This window comes from Streptomyces sp. NPDC029292 (assembly GCF_055569295.1).
In genome coordinates, this window is sequence record NZ_JBVHXR010000009.1 from 81,623 (window position 1) to 92,866 (window position 11,244).

The window sequence follows — 11,244 nt, forward strand, 5'->3', positions numbered from 1 at the left end:
AAACGGAACACCTGCGTCTAGAAAGTGAAGACGACACAGAGGGAATCCATACCTTTCGACACGCGACGGGTGGCGCACCCGAGTGGTCGGCCCGTCTCTCCGGCACCATCGAGTCGTTCCGCACTCACCGCCACCCTGGAGTCGTCCATGTCCCGCTCCGAAGCACGCGTCGCCACCGACCGACCGCACCGCTACGCCAAGCAACTCGCCTCCCACCTGGGCCGCCGCAGCGAGACCAGCTGGGACGAGGAGGCGGGCGAGGGCCGTCTCGTCTTCCAGGACGGGACCGGCTCCCTCACCGCGACCGAGGGGGCCCTGCTGCTCGCGGTGGAAGCGGAGCCCGAGTACCTCGCCCGGCTCGAAGACGTCGTGGGCCGCCATCTGGTCCGCTTCGGCACCAAGGACGAACTGGTCGTCGAGTGGCGGCGCGACACCGGCGAGCCCGGCACCACGCAGCGCAACGTGGGCGATCCCGCCTGACTTTGGGCGTCGGCCCCACCCGACCGCTAGCCGGTCATGCGTGCACGTCTTGAAACATAAGCGTTCGGACCGGAGATGGACGGGACCGCTCCGTTGCGTGCCAGTGTGACCCCCCTCTCAGAGCCGCAGGGAAGGGGAGTTCAAAGCATGAAGAAGAGCTGCAGACGGAGTTATGGCCTGCTCGCCGGGGCGCTCGTCATCGGTCTTACGGCTTCGGCCTGTTCGAACGGTGACGACGCCTCGCAGTCCGGCAAGGTGGCGAACACCGAGGGCGCGGCCCCGACCGGCGTGACGCTCACGCTCTGGCACAACACCGCCGACCCGACGGCCTTGTTGAACCTGTACAAAGCCTATGAGAAGGAGTCCGGCAACACGATCAAGCTGGTCGACATCCCCGCCGACAGCTTCCCGAGCACCGTGCAGACCAAGTGGGCCACCGGCGCCCGGCCGGACATCCTGGAATGGCACGGCAACCAGGTCGATGTGCTCTCCCTCAACGCCGCCAAGAACATGCTCGACCTCAGCTCCCTGCCCTTCGTGAAGAAGGAGGGCTCGCTCGCGGACGTCTCCGGGAACGTCGGCGGCAAGGTCTATGCGGCCACGGTCGGCTCGCTGTCGATCGCCGGCATCTTCTACAACAAGCAGGTCTTCACCAAGGCTGGCCTCCAACCCCCGCAGAGCTACGCCGAGCTGGCCGCCGACTGCAAGACCCTGAAGGCGAAGCTGCCGGGCGTCACGCCGATCTTCGAGGCCGGCGGTTCCCAGTGGCCCCCGCAGATCCTCAGCGCCTTCGACTACCTCGCCGAGTCCAACACCGACCAGGCGTACGACACGTCGATCCTCAAGGGCAAGGCCAAACTCAACGACGCGAACGGCCCGTTCGTCGCCGCGCTCAAGGCGTACGACTCGCTCCGCAAGGCGGGCTGCTTCAACTCCGATGCGAACACGGCCAAATGGGAGGACTCCTTCAAGGCCGTCCTGAACGGCAAGGCCGCGATGGTCGCCAACAACTCCGACAGCATCGGCCTGTTGAACTCCGACGCGAACGGCGACACCGCCAAGGTCGACGCGGCCGTCGGCTTCGTCGGCGTGTCGGCCACCAAGCCGGTCGCCAACTTCGCGCCCAGCCCCCTGGGCACCTACTACGTCCCGAGCACCGGCGACTCCAAGAAAGAACGCGCCGCCGTCGACTTCATCGACTACATCACGGGCGCGGGCTACGGCGACTACATCAAGGAAGCGAAGATCATCCCGACGCTGTCCGGGACGGCGACACCGCAGCTCCAGGGGCTCCTCCAGGACGTGAAGGCGGCCTACGACAAGGGCGCCACCCTCTCCTTCAACTCACCCGTCCCGGGCTTCAGCAGCTTCGGTGCCGAGGCCCAGAAGCTGCTCGCCGGACAGGAGACACCCCAGCAGGTGGCCGACAAGATGCAGACCTACTACACGCAGGCCGCCGCCGCGGCCAAGCAGTGACGCGAGACCGGTGACCGACGTATGACGTCCTCCGTGCACCACGCGTCCCCGCACGCCGCCGGGACCGCCGGCCGACCCTCCCCGGAAGGCCGGCCGGCCGCCGCCGACCGTCCCCGCACGCCGTCGCGCCGCAGGCTGTACCAGTACGCCTTCGCGCTGCCCTCGATCGCTCTGGTCCTTGTCTTCTTCGTGCTGCCGTTCCTCGCGAACGCCTTCTTCGCCTTCGTGCAGTGGACCGGCTACAGCAGCACCATCGCGTGGACGGGCCTGACCAACTTCAAGCTCCTCAACCAACTCGGCATCCTCAAGCACGCCATCACGGTCACGGCGATCTACGCCGTCACCGCCATGGCCGTACAGAACGCGGTCGGTCTCGTCCTGGCCACCGCCCTGCAACGCACCAACCGCGTCAACAGCCTCTTCCGCTCCCTCTTCTTCATCCCTGTACTGATCTCACCGCTGGCCGCGGGCTACATCTGGGCGGCGGTGCTGAACGCGCACGGCCCGCTCAACGCCTTCCTGACGGCCGTGCTGCCCGGCGAGTTCCACTACGCGTGGCTCGGCCACGACACGTCGGCGCTGCTCGCGGTCGCCTCCATCGACGCGTGGAAGCTGAGCGGCCTGATCACCCTGGTCTACATCGCGGGCCTCAACCGCATCCCGGAACAGATCCTGCAGGCGGCGACCCTCGACGGGGCCGGGGCCGTTCGCCGCTTCTGGTCGGTCAAGCTGCCCTTGCTGGCACCGGCGGTGACCTTCAACGTGGTCGTCTCACTCGTCGGCGCGTTCAGCGCGCTCGACGTGGTGTTCTCGACGACCTCGGGCGGCCCCGGCGATGCGACGACCCTGCTGAACGTCGCGGTCTACACCCAGTACGGACAGAGCTTCTTCGGTACGGCGAGCGCCTTGAGCTTCGTCGTCACGCTGATGGTGATCGTCACCGCGATCCCGCTGATGAGCTGGCTGCGCCGGCGGGAGGTGCCGATGTGAGTGCGATCGCTCTCAACAGAACCAGGGGAATCGTCCGCTACCTGCTGCTGACCCTCTTCGCCATCCCGTGGATCGTCGTCCCGTTCTGGCTGCTGATCGTCAACTCCTTCAAGACCGAGGGCGAGGCCAGCGTCCTGTCGATGAGCTGGCCCAAGCACTGGAACGCGGGTGCCAACTACCACACGGTGATCGACAAGGGCTCGTACTTCACCGGCCTGAGGAACAGCGTGCTCCTGGCCGTCCCGACCATCCTCGCCGTCCTCCTCCTCGGCTCGATGGCGGCCTGGGCGTACGCCCGGTCCGACTCGCGGACGCTGCGGTTCGCGTACTACACCTCGGCGCTGTCGATCGTCCTGCCCCCGGCCATCATCCCGACCATCTACGTCCTCACCCAGCTCGGCATCAACGGCTCACGCCTCGGCTACATGCTGGTGATCGCGGGCACCCGGCTCGGCGTGGTGATCTTCCTGGCCACGGGCTTCGTGCGGACCCTTCCGCACGATTTCGAGGAGGCCGCTCAGATCGACGGCGCGAACAAGTGGCAGATCTACTGGCGGATCGTGCTGCCCGTGCTCACCCCGGTGCTCTTCACGGGCGCGGTCATGCTGATCATCTCGGTCTGGAACGACTTCTACTTCGCCCTGTTCCTGCTGCGCGGCTCCGAGTCGGCCACGCTGCCGCTGACGCTCTACTCCTTCGCCTCGTCGTCCACGCACGGCGTCAGCTGGAACCTGGTCTTCGCCCATGTCGTGCTGACCAGCCTGCCGCTCATCCTCGTCTACGTCGTCCTGCAGCGACGCGTGCTGGCGGGACTCACCGAACGAGGTGTGACCGGCTGACAACACAGTGTGCGCGGGCGGGGCGGCCGTGTCCGCCCCGCCCGCCGGCCGGCACTGCTGCGGATGGCCGAGATGCCCGAGTTGCCCGATCTCCGGGACGGCGGCCCGCGTCGGAGGCGCTCAGCGGCGGTTGATGCTGCGGACGCTTGCAAAAGTCAGGAATCCGAGGCCGACGAGTCCGGCGACGGCGCCGATGAGCTCCGCGGTCGCGTGCATGGAACCTCCAAAATCGGGCAAATAATGACCTTTGTCATATAGGCATGCGGATCTGTGCGGCTACGGAATCCGCAGCGGGAGCCGTCCCCGTTTTCACTCGTAGGGCAGATCGCGAGCGATGGTGGGCGACTCGGCGTTCGAACGCTTACGATCCTCTGCGTGTCCAAACTGACCGACGTGCCCAAACGGATCCTGATCGGGCGCGCACTGCGCAGTGATCGGCTCGGGGAAACGCTCCTGCCGAAGCGCATCGCCCTCCCCGTCTTCGCTTCCGACCCGCTCTCCTCCGTGGCCTACGCGCCCGGAGAAGTGCTGCTGGTTCTCTCCATCGCGGGTGTGTCGGCCTACCACTTCAGCCCCTGGATCGCGCTCGCGGTCGTGGTGCTGATGTTCACGGTGGTCGCCTCCTACCGGCAGAACGTGCACGCCTACCCGAGCGGCGGCGGCGACTACGAGGTGGCCAACACCAACCTCGGCCCCCGGGCCGGCCTGACCGTCGCCAGCGCGCTGCTCGTCGACTACGTCCTCACCGTCGCCGTCTCCATCGCCTCCGGCATCGAGAACCTCGGCTCGGCCGTCCCCTTCGTGGTCGAGCACAAGGTGGCCTGCGCGGTCGCCGTCATCGTGCTGCTCACGCTGATGAACCTGCGCGGGGTCAAGGAGTCCGGGAAGCTCTTCGCGATCCCGACCTACGTCTTCGTCGCGGGCGTCTTCATCATGATCGCGTGGGGCGCCTTCCGCGGGCTCGTCCTCGACGACACCATGCGGGCGCCGACCGCCGACTACCACATCAAGGCCGAGCACCAGGGCCTCGCCGGCTTCGCCCTCGTCTTCCTGCTGCTGCGCGCCTTCTCCTCCGGCTGTGCCGCGCTCACCGGCGTCGAGGCGATCTCCAACGGAGTCCCGGCCTTCCGCAAGCCCAAGTCCAAGAACGCGGCGACCACGCTCGCGGCGATGGGCCTGCTCGCCGTCACCATGTTCTGCGGCATCATCGCGCTGGCCATGACGACCAAGGTCCGCATGGCCGAGAACCCGGCCACCGACCTGATCCACAACGGCGTCGCGATCGGCTCCGGCTACGTCCAGAACCCGGTGATCTCGCAGGTCGCCGAGGCGGTCTTCGGCAAGGGCAGCTTCCTGTTCATCGTGCTGGCAGCCGCCACCGCGCTGGTCCTGTTCCTCGCCGCCAACACGGCGTACAACGGCTTCCCGCTGCTCGGCTCGATCCTCGCCCAGGACCGCTACCTCCCGCGCCAGCTGCACACCCGGGGCGACCGCCTCGCCTTCTCCAACGGCATCGTGCTGCTCGCGGGCGCGGCGACCCTCCTGGTGGTCATCTACGGGGCGGACTCGACGCGCCTCATCCAGCTCTACATCGTCGGCGTCTTCGTCTCCTTCACGCTCAGCCAGACCGGCATGGTCCGGCACTGGAACCGCCACCTGGCCACCGAGAAGGACCAGGCCAAGCGCCGCCACATGCTCCGCTCCCGGGCGATCAACGCCTTCGGTGCCTTCTTCACCGGCCTGGTGCTGGTCGTCGTCCTGGTCACCAAGTTCACGCACGGCGCCTGGGTCGCCCTGCTCGGCATGGTGATCTTCTACGCGACGATGAGCGCGATCCGTAAGCACTACGACCGGGTCGCCGAGGAGATCGCCGCCCCCGAGGGCCCGAGCGACGACAGCGTCCGCCCCTCCCGGGTGCATTCGGTGGTGCTGATCTCCAAGATCCACCGCCCGACGCTGCGCGCCCTCGCCTACGCCAAGCTGTTGCGCTCCGACACTCTCGAAGCGCTCAGCGTCAACGTCGACCCGGCCGAGACGAAGGCCCTGCGCGAGGAGTGGGAGCGGCGCGGCATCGACGTACCGCTGAAGGTGCTCGACTCGCCGTACCGCGAGATCACGCGGCCGATCATCGAGTACGTGAAGGGGCTGCGCAAGGAGTCGCCGCGCGACGCGGTCTCCGTGATCATCCCCGAGTATGTGGTCGGCCACTGGTACGAGCACCTGCTGCACAACCAGAGCGCCCTGCGCCTCAAGGGCCGGCTGCTGTTCACGCCGGGTGTCATGGTGACGTCCGTGCCCTACCAGCTGGTGTCCTCCGAGGCCGCGAAGGTGCGGGCCCGCAAGCGGCAGGAGTGGAACGCGCCGGGTGCGGTGCGCCGGGGTCCCGCGGAGGAGCGCCCGAAGGAGTCCTCGAACGCCAAGGGCTGACGGCCTTGTGGTGAGCGGCCGGGCAACGTCCACGTAGACTGGTGGGCTGTTGTCCGGCCGTTCCCCTTTGCTCACCCCCCTTTCTCAACTGGAGTCACCCCGCCATGCAGGCAGAACCGAAGAAATCGCTGGTGGGGGAGGAGTACGAGGTCGAGGTCGGCCCCGTCGCACACGGTGGGCACTGCATCGCCCGCACGGCCGAGGGCCAGGTCCTCTTCGTCCGGCACACCCTGCCCGGCGAGCGCGTGGTCGCACGTGTGACGGAGGGCGAGGAGGACGCCCGCTTCCTGCGCGCGGACGCCGTCGAGATCCTCCAGGCGTCCAAGGACCGCGTCGAGGCCCCCTGCCCCTACGCGGGCCCCGGCCGCTGCGGCGGCTGCGACTGGCAGCACGCCAAGCCGGGCGCGCAGCGCCGCCTCAAGGGCGAGGTCATCGCCGAGCAGCTGCAGCGCCTCGCGGGCCTCACGCCCGAGGAAGCGGGCTGGGACGGCACCGTGATGCCCGCCGAGGGCGACAAGCTGCCGGCGGGCGAGGTCCCGGCATGGCGCACGCGCGTCCAGTACGCCGTCGACGCCGACGGCAACGCCGGACTGCGCCGCCACCGCTCGCACGAGGTCGAGCCGATCGAACACTGCATGATCGCCGCGCCGGGCGTCAGCGAACTGGGCATCGAGGACCGCGACTGGTCCGGCATGGCGTCGGTCGAGGCGATCGCGGCGACGGGTTCCCAGGACCGCATGGTCATCCTGGAGCCCCGCCCCGGCGCCCGCCTGCCCCTGGTCGAACTCGACCGCCCCGTCTCCGTCATGCGCGTCGAGGAGAAGGACGGCGGCATCCACCGGGTGCACGGCCGCGCGTTCGTGCGCGAGCGCGCCGACGGCCGTACGTACCGCGTCGGCAGCGGCGGTTTCTGGCAGGTCCACCCGATGGCCGCCGACACCCTCGTCAAGGCGGTCATGCAGGGCCTGCTGCCGCGCAAGGGCGAGATGGCGCTCGACCTGTACTGCGGCGTCGGCCTCTTCGCCGGCGCCCTCGCCGACCGGCTCGGCGACAAGGGCGCGGTCCTCGGCATCGAGTCCGGCAAGCGCGCCGTCGAGGACGCCCGCCACAACCTCGCCGCCTTCGACCGCGTCCGCATCGAACAGGGCAAGGTCGAGGCCGTCCTCCCGCGCACCGGCATCACCGAGGTCGACCTCATCGTCCTCGACCCGCCCCGCGCCGGCGCCGGCAAGAAGACCGTCGAACACCTGTCGTCCCTGGGTGCGCGACGGATCGCGTACGTCGCCTGCGATCCGGCGGCGCTGGCTCGTGACCTGGCGTACTTCCGGGACGGCGGGTACAAGGTGCGGACGCTGCGCGCCTTCGATCTCTTCCCGATGACCTCGCATGTGGAGTGTGTGGCGATTCTGGAACCGGCTAAGAAAGTCGTCTGACCTGCGACTTTCGTATGTTGTCGGTCTGCTCGACCTGTTTCCACACAGGCAACGGGTCGAGAGGACAGCCTGGCCATTGAGGTGTCCTGACCTGCACGTTCAGGTTGAGTCGATCGCCGTAACCAGCCGCTGACGGGCTATCTCCGTGTTTTTTGACGCTCAGTTGACGCTCGTTGATCACCGTCCAAAGACATCACCGCCGACCAGACACGATCTCGGCGAGCGGGTACGAGCTGCTGGACGCCTTCCGAAAGGCGTCTTACGGACGGCCGCGTACGTCGTCGCGCCCTGGTTGCAGCTGGCGACACCGCTCTTCCTGAAACGTTGCACTCCGAGTGAGTCAATATCTGTGCCCGTGAGGTGAGAGTTTGACGGACCGTGCAGTGAGAGTTTTTTCCGCGATGAGCAGAGTGGAATTGTTCAGTGCGCTCAGGCCGTTCCAGCGTGCTACTGTCGATCTCAGTTGCAGTTGTGGTTCCCAAAACTTCAAGTGCCCCCACTCGGCTCGTGTCGGTGGGAGCGCTTTTGTATTTCCGGTCATTTTCCGGGCGGGGTAATCATCGCGGCGACACGGCGTCCGCGCGGTGCGGATCCCGATGTACTGCCCCAAAGGAGATATGACATGGCTGCTGGTACCGTGAAGTGGTTCAACGCGGAAAAGGGCTTCGGCTTCATCGAGCAGGACGGTGGCGGCCCTGACGTGTTCGCCCACTACTCGAACATCGCCGCCCAGGGCTTCCGTGAGCTGCTCGAAGGCCAGAAGGTGAACTTCGACATCGCGCAGGGCCAGAAGGGCCCGACGGCCGAGAACATCGTTCCGGCCTGACGCTGACGCACACTTTGTAGCTGGGGCCCGCATCCTTCGGGGTGCGGGCCCCAGCTACACGCATTTCCCGCAGCGGTTTCACCTGCGGGACGACTCGGAGGAATCCGCAGTCTCACCACGCGCGCGGGGCCTCCTTCAGGGATGCAGGTGCATCCTGAAGAGCTACACCGCCGTCGACGCCCGGATTTTACGTCCCCATCGCGTCACCTATTTCAGCACCCGCGCCCGCACGGATTTCCGCCGGCCGGATTTGCTTTCTTTTGCCATCGGTCCATACTTGTAATTCCCCGTGCCGCTCATCGCAGCGGGAATTCCTTGATATGCGCCGCATCGAGGAAGGTTCCGCATGAACCGCACACGCACGAACGACCGCTCCGCCCGCACGCGTAATGGCAGTGCCGAAGCAGGAAAGGGCGGCAGCCGCTTCGGCTCGCCGGCACCGCGCCGTTCCGGCGGGCCGGCCCGTTCCGGCGGTTACGGCCGCCGGCCCGCCGCGGTGCAGGGTGAGTTCGCGCTCCCCAAGACGATCACCCCCGCGCTGCCTGCCGTTGAGGGCTTCGCCGATCTCGGCATGCCCGAGCAGCTACTGGCCGAACTCGGCAAGCAGGGCGTGACCGCGCCGTTCCCGATCCAGGGCGCGACGCTGCCGAACTCCCTGGCGGGCCGTGACGTCCTGGGCCGCGGGCGCACCGGTTCCGGCAAGACCCTCGCCTTCGGCCTCGCCCTGCTCGCCCGCACCGCCGGACGGCGTGCTGAGCCCCGCCAGCCGCTGGGGCTGATCCTCGTACCGACGCGTGAGCTGGCGCAGCAGGTGACCGACGCGCTCACTCCGTACGCCCGCTCCGTCAGGCTGCGGCTGGCCACGGTGGTGGGCGGGATGTCGATCGGCAAGCAGGCCGGCGCGCTGCGAGGCGGGGCCGAGGTCGTCGTCGCGACCCCGGGCCGGCTCAAGGATCTCATCGACCGTGGCGACTGCCGGCTGAACCAGGTGGGCGTCACGGTGCTGGACGAGGCCGACCAGATGGCTGACATGGGTTTCATGCCGCAGGTCACCGCGCTGCTCGACCAGGTACGTCCGCAGGGGCAGCGGATGCTGTTCTCCGCCACCTTGGACCGTAACGTCGACCTGCTGGTGCGCCGCTATCTGACCGACCCCGTCGTGCATTCGGTCGACCCGTCGGCCGGTGCGGTCACGACGATGGAGCACCACGTCCTGCACGTCCACGGCGCCGACAAGCACGCCGCCACGACCGAGATCGCCGCCCGCGACGGCCGCGTGATCATGTTCCTGGACACCAAGCACGCCGTCGACCGGCTGACCCAGGACCTGCTCAACAGCGGGGTACGGGCCGCCGCGCTGCACGGCGGCAAGTCGCAGCCGCAGCGCACCCGCACGCTGGCGCAGTTCAAGACGGGGCACGTCAGCGTGTTGGTAGCGACCAATGTCGCGGCGCGCGGCATCCACGTCGACAACCTCGACCTCGTCGTCAACGTCGATCCGCCGACCGACCACAAGGACTACCTCCACCGCGGAGGCCGTACCGCCCGCGCCGGCGAGTCCGGCAGCGTCGTCACCCTCGTCACACCGAACCAGCGCCGCGACATGGTCCGCCTCATGTCGGACGCCGGGATCCGGCCGCAGACCACCCAGATCCGCTCGGGCGACGAGGCCCTGCGCCGGATCACCGGCGCCCAGGCCCCGTCCGGCGTCCCGGTCGTCATCACCGCACCGGTCGTCGAACGCCCCCAGCGCAGCGCCTCTTCCCGAGGCCGGCGCCGCCCCTCTTCGGCGACCCGGCGCGCGCCCGTACGCCAGTCCGTCTTCGATGCGGCGGCCTAGAACCTTCGTGATCAGGAAGCTGACCCATCTCTGCAGGAGGCACGTTTTGACGCTGGTTCAGATGCAGCCCCGCCCGGCAGTCGCCAACCCCGTGCACAGGACGGTGGTTGAGGTCATGGACGCGGCCGGACCGCAGGTCTGTGACGACATGAGTGTCGAGGTGGCGCTGTCCGTCATGGCCGCCGCCCGCACTGGCCGACTGGTCGTCTGCGACCAGGACGGCCAGGGCACCGGCCTGGTCACCCAGACCGAACTCACCGCCGTCCGCGACAGCTCCGCATACACGGACCGCGTCCGCCTGCGCGACATCCTCGGCGACCATGGGTTGTTCACGTCACCCGTGACCACGATGGCCGAAGCCGAGCACGCGATGCGCTCCCGCCGGCTCGGTGCCCTGCCGGTGGTCGACAAGCAAGGCAGCGCGCTGGGCATCCTCGTCCTCTCCCGCTGAACCGCCCTCACCCTGGTCGGACCGTTCTCCCCTTCTCCCTGTGAGGCCACATGCGCTGCGTCATCGCCCGCTTCCCCTTCGAGCTCACCAAGAGCGGCGTGCTGGAATCGATGAAGGGCATCAAGCCCGAGCCGGACACCGGCGAATCGGTGATCATCGGCCGCCGCCACTACCCCGTCAAACAAGTCGGCCAGGTCATCACCCGCCAGGACCGCCGTGACTTCAGCGCCGCCGAAGTCCTCCGGGCCATGACTCAGCTCGGCTTCACCTGCCGCACCCTCCCCAAGGCCGCACCCGTACGCATCCTCAGCTCGCTCCAGCAAGCTTCCGTGATGCTCGGCACCCCCATGCCTGTCTGACCGACGGGACAGGCAACGAGCCGACACCTGAACACCAGTGTGGGGGGGGGGGGGGGGGGGGGGGGGGGGGGGGAGGGAGGGTGGAGGGGGGGGGGGGGGGGGTTGGTTTTCTGTGGGGGGAGG

General features: G+C 68.2%; 10 protein-coding genes. All 10 read left to right on the top strand.

The features are described from left to right. Positions 1 to 147 precede the first annotated feature (147 nt). Positions 148 to 480, top strand: coding sequence for a DUF2218 domain-containing protein (locus ACZ4WS_RS20825; protein ID WP_467982393.1), 333 nt, complete (start codon positions 148 to 150; stop codon positions 478 to 480). A 147-nt stretch (positions 481 to 627) separates the two neighbouring features. Then, positions 628 to 1,956 (top strand): ABC transporter substrate-binding protein, encoded by a 1,329-nt coding sequence (locus tag ACZ4WS_RS20830; RefSeq protein ID WP_467982395.1) that lies wholly within the window; start codon positions 628 to 630, stop codon positions 1,954 to 1,956. 21 nt (positions 1,957 to 1,977) lie between these two features. Then, positions 1,978 to 2,946, top strand: coding sequence for a carbohydrate ABC transporter permease (locus ACZ4WS_RS20835; protein ID WP_467982397.1), 969 nt, complete (start codon positions 1,978 to 1,980; stop codon positions 2,944 to 2,946). Then, positions 2,943 to 3,785 carry a carbohydrate ABC transporter permease gene (locus ACZ4WS_RS20840; protein WP_467982398.1) on the top strand — a complete coding sequence of 281 codons (843 nt, stop codon included), beginning with the start codon at positions 2,943 to 2,945 and terminating at the stop codon, positions 3,783 to 3,785. Before ACZ4WS_RS20835 ends, ACZ4WS_RS20840 begins: the two co-directional genes overlap by 4 nt. 375 nt (positions 3,786 to 4,160) lie before the next feature. Beyond that, the gene (locus ACZ4WS_RS20845; RefSeq protein ID WP_467982400.1) at positions 4,161 to 6,212 is read left to right on the top strand and encodes an APC family permease; all 2,052 of its coding nucleotides are present in this window, start codon (positions 4,161 to 4,163) and stop codon (positions 6,210 to 6,212) included. A gap of 104 nt (positions 6,213 to 6,316) precedes the next feature. Next, positions 6,317 to 7,645: a class I SAM-dependent RNA methyltransferase gene (locus tag ACZ4WS_RS20850; protein WP_467982401.1), complete on the top strand. Its 1,329-nt coding sequence runs from the start codon at positions 6,317 to 6,319 to the stop codon at positions 7,643 to 7,645. Positions 7,646 to 8,267: 622 nt separating this feature from the next. Next, positions 8,268 to 8,471, top strand: a complete 204-nt coding sequence (locus ACZ4WS_RS20855) for a cold-shock protein (RefSeq protein WP_030664939.1) — start codon at positions 8,268 to 8,270, stop codon at positions 8,469 to 8,471. Between the two features lie 346 nt (positions 8,472 to 8,817). Beyond that, positions 8,818 to 10,311 carry a DEAD/DEAH box helicase gene (locus ACZ4WS_RS20860; RefSeq protein ID WP_467982404.1) on the top strand — a complete coding sequence of 498 codons (1,494 nt, stop codon included), beginning with the start codon at positions 8,818 to 8,820 and terminating at the stop codon, positions 10,309 to 10,311. 46 nt (positions 10,312 to 10,357) lie between these two features. Further along, entirely contained in the window at positions 10,358 to 10,762 is a 405-nt protein-coding gene (locus tag ACZ4WS_RS20865) for a CBS domain-containing protein (protein ID WP_467982405.1), read from the top strand. Positions 10,763 to 10,812: 50 nt separating this feature from the next. Further along, on the top strand, positions 10,813 to 11,121 hold the full coding sequence (locus ACZ4WS_RS20870) for an SCO5918 family protein (RefSeq protein ID WP_467982407.1): 309 nt from the start codon (positions 10,813 to 10,815) through the stop codon (positions 11,119 to 11,121). Positions 11,122 to 11,244 lie beyond the last annotated feature (123 nt).